General features: G+C 74.2%; 15 protein-coding genes and 1 riboswitch. Of the genes, 9 read left to right on the top strand and 6 right to left on the bottom strand.

What is annotated here, in order from left to right:
* Window positions 1-20: 20 nt before the first annotated feature.
* Both ACWCYY_RS01615 and ACWCYY_RS01620 read right to left on the bottom strand, forming a co-directional pair.
* Entirely contained in the window at window positions 21-1,196 is a 1,176-nt protein-coding gene (locus ACWCYY_RS01615; RefSeq protein ID WP_449794760.1) for a glycoside hydrolase family 16 protein, read from the bottom strand.
* 31 nt (window positions 1,197-1,227) lie between these two features.
* Window positions 1,228-2,970: a glycosyltransferase gene (locus ACWCYY_RS01620; protein WP_449794761.1), complete on the bottom strand. Its 1,743-nt coding sequence runs from the start codon at window positions 2,968-2,970 to the stop codon at window positions 1,228-1,230.
* Window positions 2,971-3,133: 163 nt separating this feature from the next.
* On the opposite strand from ACWCYY_RS01620, the gene ACWCYY_RS01625 reads away from it, so the two are divergent.
* A complete protein-coding gene (locus ACWCYY_RS01625) occupies window positions 3,134-4,336 on the top strand; it encodes a carboxylate--amine ligase (protein WP_345281292.1) in 1,203 nt (400 codons plus the stop codon).
* Between the two features lie 122 nt (window positions 4,337-4,458).
* The gene (locus tag ACWCYY_RS01630) at window positions 4,459-6,651 is read left to right on the top strand and encodes a transglycosylase domain-containing protein (protein WP_345281291.1); all 2,193 of its coding nucleotides are present in this window, start codon (window positions 4,459-4,461) and stop codon (window positions 6,649-6,651) included.
* A 7-nt stretch (window positions 6,652-6,658) separates the two neighbouring features.
* Here ACWCYY_RS01630 and ACWCYY_RS01635 read toward each other — a convergent pair whose 3' ends face one another.
* Complete coding sequence (locus ACWCYY_RS01635) at window positions 6,659-7,288, bottom strand: GTP cyclohydrolase II (RefSeq protein ID WP_345281289.1); 630 nt, start codon at window positions 7,286-7,288, stop codon at window positions 6,659-6,661.
* Window positions 7,289-7,474: 186 nt separating this feature from the next.
* Between ACWCYY_RS01635 and ACWCYY_RS01640 the strand changes: the two genes are divergently transcribed.
* On the top strand, window positions 7,475-8,386 hold the full coding sequence (locus ACWCYY_RS01640) for an NADP-dependent oxidoreductase (RefSeq protein ID WP_449794762.1): 912 nt from the start codon (window positions 7,475-7,477) through the stop codon (window positions 8,384-8,386).
* A gap of 9 nt (window positions 8,387-8,395) precedes the next feature.
* Window positions 8,396-9,163 carry a VOC family protein gene (locus tag ACWCYY_RS01645; protein WP_449794763.1) on the top strand — a complete coding sequence of 256 codons (768 nt, stop codon included), beginning with the start codon at window positions 8,396-8,398 and terminating at the stop codon, window positions 9,161-9,163.
* 36 nt (window positions 9,164-9,199) lie between these two features.
* On the opposite strand, the gene lnt is transcribed toward ACWCYY_RS01645, so the two are convergent.
* Window positions 9,200-10,804, bottom strand: coding sequence for an apolipoprotein N-acyltransferase (gene lnt, locus ACWCYY_RS01650; protein ID WP_449794764.1), 1,605 nt, complete (start codon window positions 10,802-10,804; stop codon window positions 9,200-9,202).
* Between the two features lie 231 nt (window positions 10,805-11,035).
* On the opposite strand from lnt, the gene ACWCYY_RS01655 reads away from it, so the two are divergent.
* On the top strand, window positions 11,036-12,370 hold the full coding sequence (locus ACWCYY_RS01655) for a glycoside hydrolase family 18 protein (protein ID WP_449794765.1): 1,335 nt from the start codon (window positions 11,036-11,038) through the stop codon (window positions 12,368-12,370).
* A 67-nt stretch (window positions 12,371-12,437) separates the two neighbouring features.
* Here the strand turns inward: ACWCYY_RS01655 and cobN are convergent, their stop codons facing one another.
* Window positions 12,438-16,046: a cobaltochelatase subunit CobN gene (cobN, locus tag ACWCYY_RS01660; protein ID WP_449794766.1), complete on the bottom strand. Its 3,609-nt coding sequence runs from the start codon at window positions 16,044-16,046 to the stop codon at window positions 12,438-12,440.
* A 145-nt stretch (window positions 16,047-16,191) separates the two neighbouring features.
* Window positions 16,192-16,262, bottom strand: a riboswitch (cobalamin riboswitch).
* A 240-nt stretch (window positions 16,263-16,502) separates the two neighbouring features.
* Here cobN and ACWCYY_RS01665 point away from each other — a divergent pair.
* The 3 genes from ACWCYY_RS01665 to ACWCYY_RS01675 are packed head-to-tail and all read left to right on the top strand — an operon-like array spanning window position 16,503 to window position 19,923.
* The gene (locus ACWCYY_RS01665) at window positions 16,503-17,795 is read left to right on the top strand and encodes a cobalamin biosynthesis protein CobG (RefSeq protein WP_449794843.1); all 1,293 of its coding nucleotides are present in this window, start codon (window positions 16,503-16,505) and stop codon (window positions 17,793-17,795) included.
* Window positions 17,792-18,418 carry a precorrin-8X methylmutase gene (locus ACWCYY_RS01670; protein ID WP_345281280.1) on the top strand — a complete coding sequence of 209 codons (627 nt, stop codon included), beginning with the start codon at window positions 17,792-17,794 and terminating at the stop codon, window positions 18,416-18,418. The genes ACWCYY_RS01665 and ACWCYY_RS01670 overlap by 4 nt, the downstream gene beginning before the upstream one ends.
* Window positions 18,415-19,923, top strand: coding sequence for a precorrin-2 C(20)-methyltransferase (locus tag ACWCYY_RS01675; protein WP_380150496.1), 1,509 nt, complete (start codon window positions 18,415-18,417; stop codon window positions 19,921-19,923). Before ACWCYY_RS01670 ends, ACWCYY_RS01675 begins: the two co-directional genes overlap by 4 nt.
* A gap of 36 nt (window positions 19,924-19,959) precedes the next feature.
* On the opposite strand, the gene ACWCYY_RS01680 is transcribed toward ACWCYY_RS01675, so the two are convergent.
* A complete protein-coding gene (locus tag ACWCYY_RS01680) occupies window positions 19,960-20,511 on the bottom strand; it encodes a hypothetical protein (protein ID WP_449794767.1) in 552 nt (183 codons plus the stop codon).
* Between the two features lie 81 nt (window positions 20,512-20,592).
* Between ACWCYY_RS01680 and ACWCYY_RS01685 the strand changes: the two genes are divergently transcribed.
* Window positions 20,593-21,477: a S41 family peptidase gene (locus ACWCYY_RS01685; RefSeq protein WP_380150495.1), complete on the top strand. Its 885-nt coding sequence runs from the start codon at window positions 20,593-20,595 to the stop codon at window positions 21,475-21,477.
* The last annotated feature ends 20 nt before the right edge of the window (window positions 21,478-21,497 follow it).

A 21,497-nucleotide genomic window follows, 5' to 3' on the forward strand; every position in this document is an offset into this window, starting at 1 on the left:
GCCATCGGGCCGGCGGCCGCTCAGTGCTGCCAGACCCGGACCCAGTCGACCTGCATCCGGGCGGTGTCCACGCCGTCCGGCGGGGCCGAGGGGTAGCCGACCGCCAGGTCGAGCAGCAGTTCCATCGGCTGGTCCGGGATCCGCTCGGGCCTGGTCTCGCGGTGCCGGGCGACCCCGTCCACGTACCAGGTGAGCGAGTCCTTCTCCCAGGCGAGGGCGAAGACGTGGTACCCGGCGGGGAAGTCGGCCGGTCCGAAGGAGGCCGAGTCGTGCAGGTCCTGGCCGCCCGGGCCGGGCCAGTGCACGGTGAACTGGGCCCGGTCGGTGGAGCCGATGAACTCGACCACGTCCAGCTCGGGCGGGGTGGTGCGGGTGGCCGCCGGCATCAGCCAGAAGGCGGGGAACATCCCGCCCTCGGGCGGGATCCGGACCGCCGCCGCGAAGTAGCCGCGGGTGAAGACCTGCCGGGGCGGCGCGTCCCAGGAGTCCCGGCCGGTGGTGACCATGCCGGAGGTCCACGGGTAGACGTGCCCGTCGGCGCCGGTGGTGGGGCGGCGCTGCGCCGTCAGGGTCAGCGCGCCGCCGCCGACGGTGGCCTGGGAGGGCAGGTACCACTCCAACTCCCCGTTGGCCTTGTTGGTGCAGCCCCCGTCGTTCCAGTCGTAGCAGGTGGCCCAGCGCCGGGTGTCGAGCGCGGTGCCGTCGAACTCGTCCTGGAGCACCAGCCGCCAGTCGCCCGCCGGAGCGGGGGCCGAGGCCGCGGCGGAGGCGGTGCTCTCGGAGATCCGGGCACCGGGGGTGTTCCACACCTCGTGGCCGGTGCCCCCGCCGCCGCAGGCGCTGACCAGCAGGAGCAGCCCGGCCAAACCCACCCGGCCGAACGGGGGACGCGCCAGCACCGCCGCAGTGGTCAGCAGGGCCAGCACCAGCACCGCCCGCGCCGGGGTGAACCAGCCGCCCAGGTAGAGCGCCACCGCGACCAGGGTCTCCACCGCGAGCCCGAGGGCCCCGGCCAGCACCACCGACCGGGTCCGCCCGCCCCGCCCGGGTGCCAGCCGGGCCAGCGCGGTGCCCGGACCGGCCAGCAGGAACAGCAGGGTGACGGGCAGTCGGACGGCCTGCGGCAGGGCGAGGGCGGCCAGCGCGGCCCAGCCCGCCAGGACGGGCAGCAGGGGAACGGCGAAGCGACGGAACACCTCTGACACCTCCTCGGACGGCCCGCCCCGGTCAGCCCGGATCGGGGACGTAGCGGTAGACCGCCGCGTCGTCGTTGCGGTCCACCACGGCGAAGCGCGGCGCCTCGTCCACCGCGGTGCCCAGCCGGGCCACCGTGTCGGCGGGCAGCACGCCGGTCAGGTAGCACTCGGCGGCCTGGCCCCGGTTGAGCACCAGGTAGAAGGGCGTGCCCGGCGGGGCGAAGGCGGTGGCCCGGGCCAGCGCGGCCAGCGGGTCGGTGGCCAGCTGGCGGCGGACGTCCTCGCTCTCCTGGTTCAGCTGGACCCGGGGGTGGACGTCGTAGTGGGAGGCCACCCCCGGAACGTTCCCGGTGACCGAGACGATCACCGCGCCGGGTGGTGCCACCTCGATCATCCTGGCCACCGCGGAGACCTCGCCGGGGGTGAAGTAGTTCATGTTCTCCTTGCTGTAGTAGCCGAAGAACAGGCCGCCGAGCAGGGTCAGCACCACCGCCACGGCCGCCGTCGCCCGCACCCCGGAGCGGGCCGTCGGGCGGAGCAGGGCGGTGACCAGGAAGGCACAGGCGGGCAGCGCGAAGAGGTAGACCCGGAAGATCATCTCGCCGCCGTAGCTGTTGGCCAGCAGCAGCGGCAGCGGGGCCGCCGCCATCAGCGGCAGGGCGGAGCGGCGCACCCAGGGCCGGCGCCAGACGGCCAGCACGGCCAGCAGGATGACGGCGGCGGAGAGCCCGCGGTCCACCCAGGCCACCACCACCTGGCCCGGCGCGGCGGCACCCAGCCCGGCCAGCCCGGAGACCACGTTGGAGTCCGGCGAGGTCAGCCCGTCCAGGAACTCCGGCAGGTTCCTGGCCAGGAAGGGCCGGGCGGCCGTGGTGTCCCAGAGCACGGTGAGCAGCACCGCCCCGGCCAGCGCGGGCAGCACCGCCCGCCGGTTGCGCCGCGGCAGCGCGAGGGCGGTCAGCACGCATATCAGCATCAGCGGGGTGAGCTGGTGCGAGACCACCACGGCGGCCTCCAGCAGCAGCACCGCCAGCAGCGGGAGCAGCCGGGGCGGGCCGGCCCGCTCCGGTGAGCCGGAGGCGTGCGCGCCTCCGCCCGGGGCGGCGCCCGGGAGTTGACGGGCCACCAGGGCCAGCACCGTCACGAAGAGCAGGAAGGCGAAGGCCTGCGGGGCGAAGTAGTCCTGGCCGACCCAGGCGCAGCAGTAGTAGACCCAGAGCGCGCCCCAGACCAGGCCCCGGTCGGTGGAGAAGGAGCGGTAGAGCAGCAGCAGCGGGCCGAGCAGCAGCGCGTTCACCACCGGCGGGGCCCAGGCCGCGTAGCCGAGGGCCGACTCCAGGCCGGTGACGCGCAGGTAGAGGGCGTTCAGCAGGAAGAAGCCGGGCCACTGGTTGTAGATGTCGAAGCCCCCGGCGTGCGGCACCTGGCCGTCGCTGCGCAGCATCGCGTCCAGCACGGCGATGTGCTTCCAGGCCCAGGAGTAGCGCAGCGTCGGGTAGAGCAGTGCCGGGGTCGCGTGGATCATCGCGACCAGTCCGAGCAGGTACCCCGTCAGCCACCGGACGGGGACGGCGCGGTCGCGCAGCGCCAGCCAGAAGCCGGCCGTCAGCAGCACCACCGCCACCCAGTACCCGGCGGGCAGCACCTGGAGCAGCCCCAGGTCGTCCATCCCGGCCAGGTCCACGGTGCGCAGCGAGAGCAGCCAGACCAGCAGCGCCAGCGGCAGCAGCAGGTACGGCGGACGCACCCACCGGTGGAGCGCCTCGGTCGTCATCCGGTGCCCTCCAGACTCCGGTGCCCTCCGGACGGCGGCTCGGGCACCCTTCAGACCAATGTGCACCGGCGCGGCGGGCCCAGCACCCCCGGGGGCGGGGCCGGGCGGGCCGGGCGAGAATGCGGACCGGGAGGTCACGCCGCCGAGGAAGGGCTGGAGCCGGATGTCCCCGATCGAGCCGGACCGCGGCACGCCCGCCCTGTTGGTGAAGGTCGGCCGCTACCCGCAGCACCACGGCGGCCTGGGCGTGGTGCGCACGCTGGGCCGCCTGGGCGTCCCGGTGCACGCGGTGGTGGAGGACCGCTGGACGCCGGTGGCCCGCTCCCGCTACCTGGGCCGGGCGTTCGTCCGGCCGACCGACGGGACGGAGGCCGCGGAGCGGCTGCTGGCCCTGCTGGCGGAGCTCGGCGCGGCGATCGGCCGGCCGGTGGTGCCGGTGGCCACCGACGACGAGGCGGCGGTGCTGCTGGCCGAGCACGCCGAGGCGCTCTCCCGCTGGTACCTGCTGCCCGCGGTGCCGCCCGGGCTGCCGAGGCGGCTGGCGGACAAGGGCGGCCTGGCCGGGCTCTGCGCCCGGCACGGGGTGGACACCCCGCGGGCGTGGGCGCCGGGCAGCTACCGGGAGCTGCTGGAGGTGGGGCGCGGGCACGGGTACCCGCTGGTGCTGAAGAACCTGGCGGCCTTCACCCGGCTGCGCGCGCCGGTGGTGGGGCACACCACAGTGGTGCACGGGGAGGAGGAGCTGCGGGCGCTGCTGCCGGACCGTCAGGAGCCGTCCGTGCTGGTGCAGGAGTACCTGCCGCCGGAGCACTGCGAGGACTGGATCACCCATCTGTACTGCGGCCCGGAGGGCACCGAGCCGCTGGTGTTCACCGGCCGCAAGCTGCGCTCCTGGCCGCCGGGGGCGGGGGTGACCACCCGGGCCCGCTCGCTGCCGGAGCCCCGGCTGGCCGCGCTGGCGGCGGATTTCTGCCGCCGGATCGGCTACCGGGGGGTGGCGGACCTCGACTGGCGGCTGGACCGGCGGGACGGCCGCTACCGGCTGGTGGACTTCAACCCGCGCGCCGGCGCGCAGTTCCGCCTGTTCGAGACCACCGCCGGGGTGGACGTGGTGCGGGCGCTGCACCTCGGCCTGACCGGGCGTCAACTGCCGCCGGGGGAGCAGCTGGTGCGCTCCTTCGGGGTGGGCCAGCTGGACCTGCCCTCGGCGCTGGCCGCCGCCCGGCGGGAGCGCCGGGTGCCGGCCGACCTGCTGCCCCGGCGCTCGACGGAGCGCGGGTGGCTCGCGGCCGACGACCCGCTGCCGGCGCTGGTCGAGGCGGTCCGCTTCTGCGGTACGGCGGCCGCCCGGCTCCGCCGGATATGACCGTTATCTCTGACCTGTGTTGGTCAGATCGCACTCGAACTGCCCCGGGCTGTCGCAGAGTTGTGACAGAAGAGAGCGAAATCCTTCCCCTGGTGCGGGGTTTGTGGACGTAGTGTTCGAACATGGCACCGAAGCGCCCCATATCCAACGGCCTGAAGTTCATAGGTTTCTCCACCCTGGCCGGCGTGCTGCTGGCCGGGATGGCCCTGCCCGCGGCCGGCGCCCTCGGCCTGACCGCCAAGAGCGGGGCCGAGAGCTTCGAGGAGGTGCCGGACGACCTGAAGACCCCGCCGCTCTCCCAGGCCAGCCACATCTACGACGCGCAGGGCGGCCTGATCGCGACCGTCTACGGGCGCTTCCGCACGGTGCTGACGGCGGAGGACATGGGCACCTTCATCCGGCAGGCGCAGGTGGACATCGAGGACGCGCGGTTCTACGAGCACGGCGCGGTCGACCTCAAGGGCGTGCTCCGGGCGGCCAGCAAGAACGCCGAGAGCGGCTCCGCCGTGCAGGGCGCCTCCACGCTGACCCAGCAGTACGTGAAGAACGTCCACGTGGAGCAGGCCGGGGACGACCGCGAGGCGGTGCTGGCGGCGCAGCGCAAGACCCTGGGCCGCAAGATCCAGGAGCTCAAGTACGCCATCAAGCTGGAGGAGGAGCTGACCAAGGACCAGATCCTCACCAACTACCTGAACATCACGTACTACGGGAACCAGGCCTACGGCATCGAGGCCGCCGCCCAGCGCTACTTCTCCAAGCACGCCAAGGAGTTGACCGTCCCGGAGGCGGCGCTGCTGGCCGGGCTGGTGCAGAACCCCAGCCAGTACGACCCCAGGCTCCACCCGCAGGCCGCCCAGAAGCGCCGCGACGTGGTCATCGACAAGATGCTGGAGCGCGGCCACCTGACGGCGGCCCAGGCCGCCGAGGCCAAGGCCGCCCAGGTCGGCCTGCGCTACCAGGCGCCGCGCAACGGCTGCATCACCGCCCAGGCCGGCATGGGCTTCTTCTGCGACTACGTCCGCCAGGTGGTCCAGCAGGACCCGGTGTTCGGCGCCAACGCGGCCGACCGCAAGCGCCTGTGGGACCTCGGCGGGCTGGACATCCGCACCACCCTGGACCCGAAGAAGCAGGCCGCCGCGCAGAAGGCGGTGACCACCAAGGTCCGGGTCAGCGACCCGGTCTCGGCGGCGGCCACCATGATGGAGCCCGGCACCGGCAGGATCCTGGCGATGGCGCAGACCCGTCCGTACGGCCTGGACAAGGCCAAGAACGAGACCGTGGTCAACCTCAACGTGGACGCCGCGATGGGCGGGGGCAACGGCTTCCAGCCCGGTTCCACCTTCAAGCCGATCGTGGCCGCGGCCGCCCTGGAGTCCGGGCTCCGGGCCACCCAGGCCTTCCCCTCGCCGGCCAGGATGGACTGGCCGACCATGACCACCTGCGCGGGCACCTGGAAGAACCAGTCGAAGGGGAAGAAGGAGGGATCCGTCCCGAACGACGACCCGTCGGAGGTCGGCCCCTACGAGCTGAAGCAGGCGATGGCGATGTCCATCAACACCTACTTCGTGCAGATGGAGCAGGAGATCGGCCTCTGCGCCGTCAAGCAGATGGCCAACAAGCTCGGCATCAAGGGCCGGGCCAGCGGTGCCCAGTTGGACGAGGTCCCGGCCATGGGCCTGGGCACCCAGGAGGTGGCGCCGATGACCATGGCCAACGTCTACGCGACCTTCGCCGCCCGGGGCACCTACTGCGCGCCGGTGGCCATCGAGAAGATCACCAATGCCGAGGGCAAGGCCGTCCCGGTGCCGGAGCGCCGCTGCTCGCGGGTGATGTCCGAGGAGACCGCCGACGTCCTCAACACCGTGCTGCTCGGGGTCACCGAGAAGGGCACCGGCCGCCAGCTCGGCCTGGAGGACGACCGCCAGATCGCGGGCAAGACCGGTACCACCGACCAGAAGAAGTCCGCCTGGTTCACCGGCTACACCGCCGACCTGGCCACCTCCGTCTGGCTGGGCGGCCCGACCGGCGGCGTCCCGATGCGCAACATCAGGATCGGTGGCGTCCTCTTCGACGAGGTCTACGGCGCCACCGGCCCGGGGCCGATCTGGAAGATGGCGATGGACCTGGCGGTCGAGGGCACCCGGGAGCGGGAGTTCGAGACCGTGCACATCCCGGACCCGGTCCGCCAGCCCGGCCCGAGCGCCTCGCCGAGCACCTCCGGCAGCGCCTCGCCCGGTGCCCCGGCGACCCCCGGCTCCCCCGCCCAGCCGGGCACCCGCCCCGGGGCCCCCTCGAACGGGGCGCCCCGGCGCTGACCCGGCGTCAGCCGGCCAGTTCGGCGAGGGGGATGGCGTGGTTGGTGTGCTCGACCTTGGCGCGCAGGTAGCGGAGGTTGGCCGGGGAGACGTGGACGCCGGTGGGGACGTGCTCGGTGACCTCGATGCCGTGGGCGGTCAGCTGGGCCGCCTTGTCGGGGTTGTTGCTCAGCAGGCGGATCCGGGGCGTGCCGAGGGCGGTGAGCATCTGGGCGGCGGCGGCGTAGTCGCGGCCGTCCTCGGGGAGGCCGAGCGCGGCGTTGGCGGCGTAGGTGTCGAGGCCCTGGTCCTGGAGGGCGTAGGCGTCGAGCTTGTTGTACAGGCCGATGCCGCGCCCCTCCTGGCGGAGGTACAGCAGGTAGCCGCCGTCGGTGGCGATCCGCTCGACCGCCTCGCGCAGCTGCGGGCCGCAGTCGCAGCGGTCCGAGCCGAAGACGTCGCCGGTGAGGCACTCGGAGTGCAGCCGCACCAGCGGGGCGTCGCCGGACGGCTCGCCCAGGCGCAGGGCCAGGTGCTCGGCGCCGTCGGCCAGGCCGTGGAAGGTGGTGACCTCGGCCTGGACCCGGTAGCCGTCCGGGAAGGTGAGCGGGATCCGGACGGTGGTGCGGACGGTCGCCTGGTCGAGCTGCTCGGGCATGCCCGTCCTCCTCGTGCTCTGGTGGGTGTGCTGTGCGTGCTGTCCCGGCCGACCGTACACCTGTAGTTCCAATTTGAACAACCTCCTGGGTCACTCCGGCACCGTTCGGCCCAGCAGCCTCCGGCGTGCCCGGGTCGGGGCCCGCAAGCTGGTGGGGTCGGACGAGCCACAGGTGGAGGAAGCGCGATGTCGAAGGCGTTCGGATTCGAGGCGTACGGCGGGCCGGAGAACCAGCGGTTCCTGGACCGGCGCATTCCGGTGCCGGGGCCGGGCCAACTGCTGATCGCGGTGCGGGCGGCCGGGGTCAACCCGGCCGACTGGAAGGTCCGGGAGGGCCTGTTCGGGCGGACCAAGCCGGTGCCCCGAGTGCTCGGTTCGGAGGCGGCCGGGGTGCTGCGGGTGCTGGGCGAGGGCGTCTCGGGCTTCCTGGTCGGCGACCCGGTCTTCGGCATCGCGCCCGACGGCGCCTTCGCCGACCACGTGCTGCTGGACGCCGGCGAGGCCGCCAAGGTGCCGGACGACGTCACCTTCACCCAGGCCGCCACCCTCTCGGTGGCCGCCGCCACCGCCCTTGACGCGGTGGACCAGCTGGGCCTGACGCCCGGTCAGACCCTGCTGGTGCTCGGCGTGTCCGGCGGGGTCGGCAGCGCCGCCGCCCAGATCGCCCGCAGCCGGGGGATCACCGTCATCGGCACCGCGAGCGACCAGTCCCGGGAGTACGTGGCGAGCCTGGGCGCCACCCAGGTCCGGTACGGCGATGGGGTGGCCGAGCGGATCGGGGCGGTGGCGCCGGACGGTGTGGACGGGGTGCTCGACCTGGTCGGCGGCCAGGACGCGATGGCCGCCTCCGGCACGCTGCGCAAGGGTGGGCGGCTGGTCTCCACCGCCGATCCGGCCACCGCCGCCGGGCTGGGCGGGGAGTACGTGAAGCGCCGTCGCACCGGGGAGGTGCTGGCCTCGGTGGCCGCGCTGGTGGCCGGCGGCGCGCTGGACCCGCACATCTCGGAGACCTTCGCGCTGGACCGGGCGGCCGAGGCGATGCTGGCGGTGGAGTCCGGCCACGCGCGGGGCAAGTGCGTCATCGAGATCAGGGCCTGAGGGGGCGTCATGGTGCGGATCACCGAGACCCGGCCCGGTACGCCCTGCTGGTTCGAGCACGGCAGCGCCGACCCGGCGGCGGCGCAGCGGTACTACGGCGAGCTGTTCGGCTGGCGGGGCGAGACCGACCCCCGGCCGGAGGCCATGTGCTACACCGTCATGTACCAGGGGGAGGCCCCGGTGGCGGCGGTCGCCCCGCTGGTGGCCGACGGGCAGCCGACGGCCTGGTCGGTCTCGATCGCGGCCGAGGACGTGGACGCGGCGGCCGAGGCGGCGCGGGCCGGGGGCGGGCAGGTGTTGGCCGGGCCGATGGAGGCGCTGGACCTGGGCCGGTTCGCCGTGGTGGCCGACCCGGCCGGGGCGGTGTTCGGGCTCTGGCACGGCCGGGCCTTCCCGGGGGTGGCGCTGTTCGCCGAGCCGGGCGCACCGGGGTGGATCGAGCTGGCGACCCGGGACGTGGCCGGGGCGGTCGGCTTCTACTCCGGCCTGTTCGGGTGGAGCGTCAACCCCGGGGAGCAGTACACCCAGTGGGGGCTGGACGGGACCGACTTCGGCGGGGTGCTGGACATGGGGGAGCAGTTCCCGGCCGACCTGCCACCGTACTGGATGCCGTACTTCGCGGCGGCGGACGTCGACCTGGCCGCGGAGCGGGCCCTCGGGCTCGGGGGAGACGCGGTGCTCCCGCCGACCGACGTCCCGGACGGACCGCGGCTCGCGGTCCTGAAGGACCCGCTCGGCGCGGTCTTCGGGCTGTACCAGCCGGAGGCCAACCCGTGAGGGTTTAGGGGCGCGGGGAACTGCGCGAGGCGGAAGTCAGCGACCCGTCTGCCGGGTACGGAGACTCAGGTGCAGGTGGCTGTCCGTACCCGGCACACGGTCCGCGTCTCCCGCTTCGCGCAGTTCCTCGCGCCCCTGGTCGCCGATGGCTGACCGTCGCCGGAAGGCCAGGGCAGCGGACAGCAGGGTGATCAGGGCCGCCGTGTACGGGACCCAGTCGCCGAGGCGGACGTACCAGGTGGTGGCGGTGGGGGCGGCGAGGGGGAGACGGACCGTCAGGGAGCCGGTGGAGCCGGTGCCGAGGAGGGCGAGGCGTCGGCCCTGGCGGTCGTAGGCGACCGACTCGCCGGTGAGGGCGGCCTGGACCACCGGCCGGCCGGTCTCGGCGGCGCGCAGGGCGCCGAGCGAGGCGTGCTGCTGCGGGGCCCAGGAGTCCTGGAAGGTCGAGGTGGCGGACTGGAAGACGAGCATCCGGGCGCCGTCGGCGGCGGCTTCCCGGGACATGTCGGGGAAGGCCGACTCGAAGCAGATCAGTGCACCGAAGGGGAGCGGGCGGCCCTGCCGGTCGGTGGTGTGCAGAAGGTGGAAGGAGGAGCCGGGCGCGCGGTTCTCGCCCGCCGCCCGGCTGACGCCGGTGAGCCAGCCGAACAGCGGCCGCAGCGGGATGTACTCGCCGAACGGCACCAGCCGGATCTTCCGGTAGCGCTCGGCGACTCCGTCCGGGGTGACCAGCACGGCGTCCTTGGAGATCAGGCCGTCGCCCTTGCGGGCGTCCTCGCCCGCCAGCACCGGGGCGCCGACCAGGGCGGAGAGCCGGGCCACCTCCCGGCGGGCCACCTCGTCCCGGTCCAGGTCAGAGTTGGTGCTGCTCTCGCCCCAGACCACCAGGTCGGGCGCCCGGCCCGCGAGTTCGGCGGTGATCCGCCCGCTCGCGGCGAAGCGGGCGGCCGAGTCGGCCACCTCGCCGGGCTGGACCAGGGCGACGGTGGCGGTGTCGCCCGGCGTCGGTGCGGGCAGGGCGGCGAACAGCAGCGGGCCGGCCAGCAGGGTGCCGGTGACGGCGAGGGCGGCGAGCACCCGGACCCGGAGGCGGCGGCCGGTGAGCAGGATCAGCACGCCGACGTTGGCGGCCGCGACGGCGGCGCTCACCAGCCAGGCGCCGCCGACGGAGGCGAGGCCGAGCACGGCGGGGTGCTTCCACTGGCTGGCGCCGAGCAGGGCCCAGGGGCCGCCGAGCGCGTGCCAGGAGCGGACGAACTCGGTGCAGACCCAGACCGAGGGGACCACCACCAGCGCGAGCAGCGTCCGACGCACCGTCAGCGGGGGTGACAGCAGCCGCCACACCGCGTACCCGACCGCGCCGGGGAGGACGCCGAACACCACCGCGAGCGCGAGCAGGCCGGGCCCGATCGAGGGCACCAGCCAGTACATCGACACCAGGATGAACCCGGCACCGAACCACCAGCCCCGGACCACGGCCTCCCGCCCGCTGCCGGCCCGCCGCATCACCTCCAGCCCCGGCACCAGCGCCACCCAGGCGAGCCACGAGAGACCGGGCGCGGGGAACGCCAGCACGGGCAGCCCCCCGAGGACGAGCGCGGCGTACCGAGCGGGTTGGCACAGGGAGGCGGGCAGGTGCATGGTCCCAAGCTAGCCCCGTCGGCGGCGTGGGGCTCGCAGGAGCGGGGGCCGGGTCGGTACTCCGTGGCCTGACGGGGCGTCAGGTCCGGTGTGCGGAAGGGGGATGGCCCGAACTGTCAAGCGGACGACGGGAGGGTTTTGCAGAGTGGACGGTCGGTTGACGCTACTGGTTCAGACCAATACCTTCCCAGCAGCAAAGCTCCATCCAGTCCGCACAACAGGAACGAGCCCATGCGTCACGGATCCATCTCCCGGCTGACCGTCGCCACCGCCGCGGCCCTCGGCCTGCTCGTCTCGATCGCTCCCGCCGTCTCCGCGCACGACGGCCACGACGGCCACGGCGCCCCCGCCTACAAGCGGATCGGCTACTTCACCCAGTGGGGCATCTACGGCCGCAACTACCAGGTCAAGGACCTGCAGACCAGCGGCACCGCGGCCAAGCTGACCCACATCAACTACGCGTTCGGTGCCATCGGCAAGGACGGCAAGTGCCTGGTCGGCAACGTGCCCGGTGCCGACCCGTGGGCCGACTACGGGCGACCGGTGGACGCGGCCACCTCGGTCGACGGGGTGGCGGACACCGCCGAGCAGAAGCTGGCGGGCAACTTCAACCAGCTGCGCGAGCTGAAGGCGAAGAACCCGGGCCTCAAGGTGCAGATCTCGCTCGGTGGTTGGAGCGGATCGGCGCACTTCTCGGACGCCGTGCTGACCGACGCCGGCCGCAAGGCGCTGGTGGCCTCCTGCATCGACACCTACATCAAGGGGAACCTGCCGGTGGACGGCGCCCGCGGTGGCGCGGGCGCGGCGGCCGGGGTCTTCGACGGCGTGGACCTGGACTGGGAGTGGCCCGGCTCGGAGGGCAACGAGGGCAACGGCATCCGCCCCGAGGACAAGCAGAACTTCACCAAGCTGGTCCACGAGTTCCGGGTCCAGCTGGACGCCTACGCCCGCACCCAGCCGGGCCGCAAGCACTACGACCTGAGCGCGTACGTGCCGACCAACCCGGCGAAGATCGACGCGGGCTTCGAGGTCAAGAAGATCATCAAGGACTTCGACTTCGTCAACCTGCAGGGCTACGACTTCCACGTCTCCGGCGAGAAGACCACCGCCCAGCAGTCCGCGCTCTACGCCAAGCGCGGTGACTTCAGCGTCGACCAGACCGTCAACGCCTGGCTGGACCGCGGCGCCCCGGCGAACAAGCTGGTGGTCGGCATGCCGTTCTACGGCCAGGGCTGGACGGGCGTGACCGGCGGCGGCGACGGCCTCGGCCAGCCGGCCACCGGCCCGGCCCCGGCCACCTGGGTGGCGGGCACCGAGGACTACAAGGCGCTCAAGAAGCTGGCCGACTCCGGCACGTACAAGATCTACCGCAGCCGGGACAAGGGCAGCGCTTGGCTGTTCGACGGCTCCACCCTGTGGACCTACGACGACCCGACGGTGCTGCGCACCAAGGCCGCGTACATCCGCCACGAGGGCCTGGCCGGCGCGATGATCTGGGCGCTGGACGGGGACACCCCGAACGGTGAGCTGATCTCCGCCATCGACCAGGGCCTGAAGCGTCGCTGACGCTCCGCCAGGACGGCACGGGGGGACCGGCGGCCACCGGTCCCCCCGTGCGCTGTCCGCGTTCCGACTAGCTGTCGGACTCCAGGTCGCCCTCGGTCTCCAGGAACGCCGTCTTCAGCTCCTCGATCAGCGCCGGGTCCGGCTCCGCCCACAGGCCGCGGTCGGCCGCCTCCAGCAGCCGCTCGCTGATCCCGTGCAGCGCCCAGGGGTTGGCCCCGGCCAGGAACTCCCGGTTGGTCGGGTCGAGCACGTACTCCTGGGTGAGCTTCTCGTACATCCAGTCGGCGACCACGTTGGTGGTGGCGTCGTAGCCGAACAGGTAGTCCACGGTGGCGGCCATCTCGAAGGCGCCCTTGTAGCCGTGGCGGCGCATCGCCTCCATCCAGCGCGGGTTGACCACCCGGGCGCGGAAGACCCGGGCCGCCTCCTCGGTCAGGGTGCGGGTGCGGACCGTCTCCGGGCGGGTCGAGTCGCCGATGTAGGCGGTCGGGGCCTTGCCGGTCAGGGCGCGCACGGTGGCCACCATGCCGCCGTGGTACTGGAAGTAGTCGTCCGAGTCCGCGATGTCGTGCTCGCGGGTGTCGGTGTTCTTGGCCGCGACGGTGATCCGCTTGTAGGCGGTCTCCATCTCCTCCCGGGCCGGGCGGCCGTTCAGCTCGCGGCCGTAGGCGTAGCCGCCCCAGACGGTGTAGACCTCGGCGAGGTCGGCGTCGGTGCGCCAGTCCCGGCTGTCGATCAGCTGGAGCAGGCCCGCGCCGTAGGTGCCGGGGCGGGAGCCGAAGATCCGGGTGGTGGCCCTGCGCTCGTCGCCGTGCTCGGCCAGGTCCGCCTGGACGTGGGCGCGGACGAAGTTGTCCTGGGGAGTCTCCTCCTGACGGGCCGCCAGCCGGACCGCGTCGTCCAGCAGCGCGACCACGTGCGGGAAGGCGTCCCGGAAGAAGCCGGAGATCCGCAGCGTGACGTCGATCCGCGGGCGGCCCAGCTCCTCCAGGGAGATCGGCTCCAGACCGGTGACCCGGCGGGAGGCGTCGTCCCAGACCGGGCGCACGCCCAGCAGGGCGAAGGCCTCGGCGATGTCGTCGCCGGCCGTGCGCATCGCGCTGGTGCCCCAGAGCGAAAGGCCGACCGAGGGCGGGAACTGCCCGTCGTTGTCCGCCTGGTAGCGGTCCACCAGGGACTGCGCCAGCGCCTGCCCGGTCTCCCAGGCCAGCTTGGACGGGACGGCCTTCGGGTCCACCGAGTAGAAGTTGCGGCCGGTCGGCAGCACGTTCACCAGACCGCGCAGCGGCGAGCCCGAGGGCCCGGCCGGGACGAAGCCGCCGCCCAGCGCGTGCAGCACCGCGTCCAGCTCGTCGGTGGTGGCGGACAGCCGCGGGACCACCTCGCGGGCGGCGAAGTCGAGCACCTCGCGGACCGCGTCCGGGTGCCCGGCGGCCACCTTCTCCACGGCGGACGGCGCCCAGTCCTCGGCCTCCATCGCCTCGACCAGGGCACGGGCCTGTGCCTCGGCCGCGTCGGTGGCGCCCAGGGTCAGCGCCGCCTCGTCCAGGCCGAGCGCCTCGCGCAGGCCGGGCAGCGCGCTGACGCCGCCCCAGATCTGCCGGGCCCGCAGGATCGCCAGCACGATGTTGACCCGGTCCTCGCCGGCCGGGGCCTGGCCGAGCACGTGCAGGCCGTCCCGGATCTGGGCGTCCTTGATCTCGCAGAGCCAGCCGTCGACGTGCAGCAGGAAGTCGTCGAAGCCGTCGTCCTCGGGGCGCTCCTCCAGGCCGAGGTCGTGGTCCAGCTTGGCGGCCTGGATCAGGGTCCAGATCTGGGCCCGGATGGCCGGGAGCTTGGCCGGGTCCATCGCGGCGATGTTGGAGTGCTCGTCGAGCAGCTGCTCCAGGCGCGCGATGTCGCCGTAGGAGTCGGCCCGGGCCATCGGCGGCACCAGGTGGTCGACCAGGGTGGCGTGGGCACGGCGCTTGGCCTGGGTGCCCTCGCCCGGGTCGTTGACCAGGAAGGGGTAGACCAGCGGCAGGTTGCCGAGCACCGCGTCCGGCCCGCACTCGGCGGACAGCGCGGCGGTCTTGCCGGGCAGCCACTCCAGGTTGCCGTGCTTGCCGAGGTGGACCACGGCGTGGGCGCCGAAGCCGCCGTCGGCCTGCGCGGCCTCGATCCAGCGGTAGGCGGCCAGGTAGTGGTGGCTCGGCGGCAGGTCCGGGTCGTGGTAGATCGCGACCGGGTTCTCGCCGAAGCCGCGCGGCGGCTGGATCAGGACGAGCAGGTTGCCGGAGCGCAGCGCGGCCAGCACGATGTCGCCGTCCGGGTTCTGCGCGTGGTCCACGTAGAGGTTGCCGGGGGCCGGGCCCCAGTGCTCCTCGACCTGCTCGCGCAGGCCCTGCGGCAGATCGGCGTACCAGCGGCGGTAGTCGGCGGCCGGGATGCGGACCGGGTTGCGGGCGAGCTGGTCCTCCGTCAGCCAGTCCTGGTCGTAGCCGCCGGCCGCGATCAGCGCGTGGATCAGCTCGTCGCCCTCGTGCCCGTCGCCGGTGAGGTCCAGGCCGGGGACGTCGGTGCCGATGTCCATGCCCTCGGCGCGCAGCCGCGCCATCAGCCGCATCGCGGAGGCGGGGGTGTCCAGGCCGACGGCGTTGCCGACCCGGGCGTGCTTGGTCGGGTACGCGGAGAGCACCAGGGCCAACCGCCGCTCGGCGGCCGGGACGTGACGCAGCCTCGCGTGGGCGACCGCGATGCCCGCCACCCGGGCGGCCCGCTCGGCGTCGGCCGCGTAGACGGTCAGGCCGTCCGCGTCCAGCTCCTTGAAGGAGAACGGCACGGTGATCAGCCGGCCGTCGAACTCCGGCACGGCGATCTGGGTCGCGGTGTCCAGCGGAGAGAGGCCGTCGTCGCTGGCCTCCCACTGCTCGCGGGACCAGGTCAGGCAGAGCGCCTGCAGGATCGGGCGGTCCAGCGCGGCCAGCGCGCCGGCGTCCCAGGCCTCCTCGTCGCCGCCGGCCTGGGCGTCGGCCGGGCGGGTGCCGCCGGCCGCCAGCACGGTGGTGACCAGCGCGTCGGCCTGCCCCAGCTCGGCCAACAGCTCAGGCTCGGCCCCGCGCAGGGTGGCGCAGTAGACCGCCCTGGCGCGGGCGCCCTTGGCCTCGATCGCCTGGCAGAGGGTCTCCACGAAGGCGGTGTTCCCGCTCATGTGGTGGGCGCGGTAGTAGAGCACCGTCACCAGCGGGCCGTCGTTCTCGGCCGCCTGACGCTCCAACGGACCCCAGGCCGGGGCGGAGGCGGGCGCCGCGAAGCCGTGGCCGGTGAGCAGCACGGTGTCGGAGAGGAACGCGCCGAGCTCGGCCAGGTTGGCCGGGCCGCCGTGCGCCAGGTAGGCGTGCGCCTCGGCGGCCAGGCCGGCCGGGACGGTGGAGAGCTCCATCAGCTGGGCGTCCGGGGCCTGTTCGCCCGTCAGCACCACCACCGGGCGCGGCCCGGCGAGCAGCGCGTCCAGACCCTCCTGCCAGGCCCGGCGTCCGCCGAGCAGCCGGACCACCACCAGGTCGGTGCCCTCCAGCAGCGCGGGCAGGTCGTCCACCCCGAGCCGGGCCGGGTTCCCCAGCCGGTACGGGACCGGACCGTTCGAGGCGCGGGCGCTCAACAGGTCGGTGTCGGAGGTGGAGAGGAGCAGGATCATACGGAGGCCCTCCCGGCCGTGGCTTCACGCCGGGACGGCGGCGGGCACGAGGAGACGACGGCGCGACGGAGCGCTGGCGAACGGCGCACGGGCACGGCGGAGCCTTCCTCGGGGTCCGCGCCCCGGGCTGGTGTGAGGACGGCAGGAGTTCCTGGCTCCCACGGACTGGCCGTGGTCACAGTGGCGGGACCGCACCGGATTCGCACCGGTTTCCTCCCCATAGCGCCGTCGCTGGCGTTGGCTGGGCTGTGCGCCCACCCGGGGAGCATCGTACGGGGTGCGTCCGGGTTGCGGACCAGGGTCCCGAAGGTCTGTCAGGTGATCACGGTCGCGACGGGGCACGGATCGCGGGGCGGACGGAGGGCCGGGCCGCCGTGGAGGGAGGCCGGGCCGCGGTGGACGGAGGGTCGCGCGGACGTGACGCAGCGGACAGGAGCAAACCGGCGGAACGTGGGTATGCTCGCGGCCATGCCACCCACGCCACCTGTCGCCGAGCCACGCCCCGGTGCGTCCGGCCGCGACCGGGACGGTGCCTCCGCCGGCGGGCGGGACGGCGCCGCCGGGCCCGGCCGCGACCGGGGCGACGCCTGCCCCGGGGCACTGCGACTGCACCGGGCCGACGACGGCGCGCTGGCCCGGGTCCGCCTCCCCGGCGGGCTGCTGACGGCCGCTCAGGCCCTGGCGCTGGCCGACGCCGCCGAGCAACTCGGCGACGGGCGGCTGGAACTGACCTCGCGCGGCAACGTCCAGCTGCGCGGCCTGGCCGAGGACGCCGGGGCCGAGCTGGGAGCCCGGCTGCGGGCCGCCGGTCTGCTGCCCTCGGAGACCCACGAGCGGGTCCGCAACGTCATCGCCTCGCCGCTCTCCGGCCTGGACGGGCTCGGCCACGCCGACGTCCGGGCCTGGGCACGGGAGTTGGACGTCCTGCTCTGCGCCAGCCCGCTCGCCGCCGGACTGGCCGGCCTGTTCCTCTTCGTCCTGGACGACGGCCGCGGCGACGTGGCCGCCCTGGACTCCGATGTGACCTTGATCGCAACGCCCGGCGGCGGAGCGCTGCTGCGCCTCGGCCGGGCCGCCACCGCCCGCCGGATCGCCCCCGGGTCGGTACCGGCCGCCGCGCTGGCCGCCGCCGAGGAGTTCCTGACGGCGGTGCGGGCGGCCGGGGTGAAGGCCTGGTTCGTCCGGGAGGCCGCGGAGCTGCTCGACCCCGGCGCCGAGCCGCTGCCCGCCTTCGCGGGCGGGGCGCCGGAGTCGGGGCCCTTCGACGGCGGGCTGGTGGCCGGGACCGGGTTCGGCACCGTGAGCGCCGCGCAGTGGCGGACGCTGGCGGAGGCCGCGGCGGCTTCGGCCGGGGAGCTGCGGATCACCCCGTGGCGCAGCGTCGTCCTCCCCGGAGCCACGGCGGTGGGCGAACTGGCCGCCGCCGGGCTGCGCCTGACGCCCGGTTCGCCCTGGGAGCTGGCCACCGCCTGCACCGGCGCGCCCGGCTGCGCCAAGTCACTCGCGGACGTGCGGGCGGACGCCGCCCGGGCACTGGGGACGGCCGGGGTGCCCGGGCTGCCGGTGCACTGGTCCGGCTGCGAGCGGCGCTGCGGCCACCCCGCCGGGGAGTGGGTGGACGTGCTGGCCACCGGCCCGGGCGCGTACCGGGTGACGGCCCGTCGGACGTCCGGACCCACAACGACCATGCAGGACCTGACCACGGAACAGATGGCCCAGGCGGTAGCCGAAGCCCGGAGGACGAAGTGATCCAGTACGAGAAGGACGGCGCGGCCATCTACCGCGAGTCCTTTGCCACCATCCGGGCCGAGGCCGAGCTGGCCCACCTGCCGGCCGACGTGGCCCAGGTCGCGGTGCGGATGATCCACGCCTGCGGCATGACCGACCTGGTGAAGGACCTGCTCTGGTCGCCGAAGGCGGTCGCCGACGCGCGCGCCGCGCTGAACGCCGGGGCGCCGATCCTGTGCGACGTCTCCATGGTCGCCAGCGGCGTCACCCGCAAGCGGCTGCCCGCCGACAACCAGGTGATCTGCACCCTCGCCGACCCCTCGGTGCCCGGCCTCGCCAAGGAGCTCGGCAACACCCGCAGCGCCGCCGCGATGGAGCTCTGGCTGCCGCACCTGGAGGGCGCGGTGGTGGCCGTCGGCAACGCGCCGACCTCGCTGTTCCGCCTGCTGGAGATGGTCGAGGCGGGCGCCCCCCGCCCGGCCGCCGTGATCGGCGTGCCGGTCGGCTTCATCGGCGCGGCCGAGTCCAAGGAGGCGCTGGCCGCGAACGATCTGGGCCTGGAGTACCTGGTGGTCCGGGGCCGTCGGGGCGGCAGCGCGATCGCCGCCGCCGCGATCAACGCGATTGCGAGCACCGAAGAGTGACCGAGTCTCGGATCGGCAAGCTGTACGGCGTCGGGCTCGGCCCGGGCGACCCGGAGCTGGTGACCGTCAAGACCGCCCGGCTGATCGGCGAGGCGGACGTGGTCGCGTACCACAGCGCCCGGCACGGCCGGTCGATAGCGCGCTCGATCGCCGCCCCGTACTTCAAGGACGGCGTGGTCGAGGAGAAGCTGGTCTACCCGATCACGGTGGAGACCACCGACCACCCCGGCGGCTACCGGGGCGCGCTGGACGACTTCTACGAGGAGGCCGCGGGCAGGCTGGCCGCCCACCTCGACGCCGGCCTCACCGTGGTGGTGCTGGCCGAGGGTGACCCGTTCTTCTACGGCTCCTACCAGCACATGCACAAGCGCCTGGCCCACCGCTACCCGACCGAGGTGGTGCCCGGCGTCACCTCGGTGAGCGCCGCCGCCGCCCGGCTCGGCAAGCCGCTGTGCGAGGCCGAGGAGACCCTCACCATCATCCCCGGCACCCTGCCGGAGGAGGAGCTGACGGCCCGTCTGTCCGGCGCCGACTCGGCCGTGGTGATGAAGCTCGGCCGCACCTTCCCGGCCGTCCGCTCGGCCTTCGAGCGCTCCGGGCGGCTGGCGGAGGCCTCGTACGTCGAGCGGGCCACCATGGCGGGGGAGCGGACCGGTGCGCTGGCCGACATCGACCCGGAGTCGGTGCCGTACTTCGCGGTGGCCGTCCTGCCCAGCCGGCTGGGCGGCGGATCGCCCGCGCCCGTGTACGAGGGCCCCGGCGAGGTGGTCGTGGTCGGCACCGGCCCGGCCGGGCCGCTCTGGCTGACCCCCGAGGTGCGCGGCCAACTCGCCTCCGCCACCGACCTGGTGGGCTACACCACCTACCTGGACCGGGTGCCGGTACGGGCCGGGCAGGTGCGGCACGGCTCGGACAACAAGGTGGAGTCCGAGCGGGCCGAGTTCGCCCTCGACCTGGCCCTGCGCGGGCGGAAGGTCGTGGTGGTCTCCTCCGGCGACCCCGGCGTCTTCGCGATGGCCACCGCCGTGCTGGAGGTCGCCTGCGAGGAGCGGTACGCCGACGTCCCGGTGCGGATCTGCCCCGGCATGACGGCCGCCCACGCCGCCGCCTCCCGGGCCGGCGCCCCGCTCGGCCACGACTACGCGGTGGTCTCGCTCTCCGACCGGCTCAAGCCCTGGTCGGTGGTGGCCTCGCGGCTGAAGGCCGCGGCCTCCGCCGACCTGGTGCTGGCGCTGTACAACCCCGGCTCCAAGTCCCGTACCACGCAGGTCGGTTCGGCGAAGGAACTGCTGCTGGAGGTGCGGGCCGCCGACACCCCCGTGGTGATGGCCCGGGACGTCGGCGGGCCGACCGAGCGGGTACGGACGGTCCGGCTCGGCGAGCTCGACCCGGCCGAGGTCGACATGCGGACCATCCTGCTGATCGGCTCCTCGCAGACCCAGGCCGTCAGTCGTGGGGACGGTGCCGAGGTGGTCTGGACGCCGCGGCGGTACCCGGAGGCGTGACGGCCGGGGCCGGCCGGCCTCCTGGCGGACGATCCGTCAGGGGGCCGGCACGGCGATGGTGCGGGTGCCCTTGCCGGTGGTGACCGCCAGGTGACCGCGGTCGGCCCAGGCCGCGGACACGAAGGCGCCGTCCCGGCCCGACTCCGGCACGTCCGCGACCCGCCAGTGGCGCTCGGACCAGCCGCTACCGGTGTGCAGGACGAGCTCCCAGGACTGGGACTCGGCCTCCGATCCCGGGTTCCCGACGTGGGTCACCACCAGGACGTGCCCCGGGACGCCCGGCCTCGGCTGACGGCCGGTCACCTGCCGTTGCGGCAACGCGCCCTGGAGTGCCAGTGCGCCGGCGGCGTACAGCAGCGCGCAGGCGGCCAGCAGGCCGGCCACCGTCCGGCCGCCGCGGCCGCGGGCGGCCACCGCCACCACCAGGAAGGCCAACCCGGCCCCGCCCACGATCAGCGGGCGGAACAGCGCCACCGCGACCATCGTGCGCCCGCCCGAGCGGTCTTCGTACACGCCCCAGGCGTACGCGGCCAGCGCCAGCAGGCCCACCAGCACGAACAGGGCCGGCCAGCGTCGTCGTTCCGTCATGTGTGCCCCCTCCGGCGGGGATCGTAGCGTGCGGAAATAACGAGTCGTCACCGCCGTCGAAGATCCGTACGATGCGCGCTCATGACCTCCCACCACGAGATTCTCGACGCCGCGCTGGACAAGATCACCGCCGGCTACGTCTTCCCCGACCTCACCGGCCCGATCGCCGAGGCGCTGCGGGGGAAGCTCGCCGACGGCGCCTACGAGGGCCTGTCCGAGCCGGACTTCTGCGCCGCCGTGACGGCCGACCTCCAGGCCGTCTGCCCCGACAAGCACCTGCGGCTGCTCTGGAACGAGGAGGCCACTCCGGTCGAGGAGGAGGACTCCCCGGAGGAGGAGAAGGCCCGCTGGCTCGCCCACTACCGGGAGGGCAACTTCGGCATCGCCAAGGTCGAGCGGCTGGAGGGCAACGTCGGCTACCTCGACCTGCGCTTCATCCCGGACGCCGACGCGGGCGAGGCGGCGATCGGCGCCGCCATGCAACTCGTGGCCCACACCGAGAAGTTGGTGATCGACCTGCGCCAGTGCCGGGGCGGCTCGCCGAACGGCGTGGCCCTGTGGTGCAGCCACTTCTTCGGCGACGACGAGGTCCACCTCAACGACATCTACGAGCGCGCCACCGACTCCACCCGCCAGTACTGGACCTACCCGAACACCCCCGGCCCCCGCTACCTCGACCGCCCGGTCACCGTCCTCACCGCCGCCTTCACCTTCTCCGGCGGCGAGGAGCTCGCCTACAACCTCCAGGCCCTGAAGCGCGCCACCCTCGTCGGCGAGACCACCCGCGGCGGCGCCCACCCCACCGACCGCATCGCCCTCACCCCGCACATCGCGGTCACCGTCCCGGCCGCCCGCTCCATCAACCCGGTCACCGGCACCAACTGGGAGGGCGTCGGCGTCAAGCCCGACGTCGAGGCCAAGGCCGAGGACGCCCTCGACGCGGCCCTCGCGGTGCTCGCCGGCTAGGGTCCTCCCGCCGGAACGGC

The sequence above is a fragment of the Kitasatospora sp. NPDC001664 genome, assembly GCF_053596675.1.

What these genes read in the sequence shown, in the direction of transcription:
- ACWCYY_RS01630 (WP_345281291.1), top strand. Translation starts at nt 4,459, where the DNA reads ATGGCACCGAAGCGCCCCATATCCAACGGCCTGAAGTTCATAGGTTTC.
- ACWCYY_RS01655 (WP_449794765.1), top strand. Translation starts at nt 11,036, where the DNA reads ATGCGTCACGGATCCATCTCCCGGCTGACCGTCGCCACCGCCGCGGCC.
- ACWCYY_RS01645 (WP_449794763.1), top strand. Translation starts at nt 8,396, where the DNA reads ATGGTGCGGATCACCGAGACCCGGCCCGGTACGCCCTGCTGGTTCGAG.
- ACWCYY_RS01640 (WP_449794762.1), top strand. Translation starts at nt 7,475, where the DNA reads ATGTCGAAGGCGTTCGGATTCGAGGCGTACGGCGGGCCGGAGAACCAG.
- lnt (WP_449794764.1), bottom strand. Translation starts at nt 10,804, where the DNA reads ATGCACCTGCCCGCCTCCCTGTGCCAACCCGCTCGGTACGCCGCGCTC.
- ACWCYY_RS01625 (WP_345281292.1), top strand. Translation starts at nt 3,134, where the DNA reads ATGTCCCCGATCGAGCCGGACCGCGGCACGCCCGCCCTGTTGGTGAAG.
- cobN (WP_449794766.1), bottom strand. Translation starts at nt 16,046, where the DNA reads ATGATCCTGCTCCTCTCCACCTCCGACACCGACCTGTTGAGCGCCCGC.
- ACWCYY_RS01665 (WP_449794843.1), top strand. Translation starts at nt 16,503, where the DNA reads ATGCTCGCGGCCATGCCACCCACGCCACCTGTCGCCGAGCCACGCCCC.
- ACWCYY_RS01635 (WP_345281289.1), bottom strand. Translation starts at nt 7,288, where the DNA reads ATGCCCGAGCAGCTCGACCAGGCGACCGTCCGCACCACCGTCCGGATC.
- ACWCYY_RS01685 (WP_380150495.1), top strand. Translation starts at nt 20,593, where the DNA reads ATGACCTCCCACCACGAGATTCTCGACGCCGCGCTGGACAAGATCACC.
- ACWCYY_RS01620 (WP_449794761.1), bottom strand. Translation starts at nt 2,970, where the DNA reads ATGACGACCGAGGCGCTCCACCGGTGGGTGCGTCCGCCGTACCTGCTG.
- ACWCYY_RS01680 (WP_449794767.1), bottom strand. Translation starts at nt 20,511, where the DNA reads ATGACGGAACGACGACGCTGGCCGGCCCTGTTCGTGCTGGTGGGCCTG.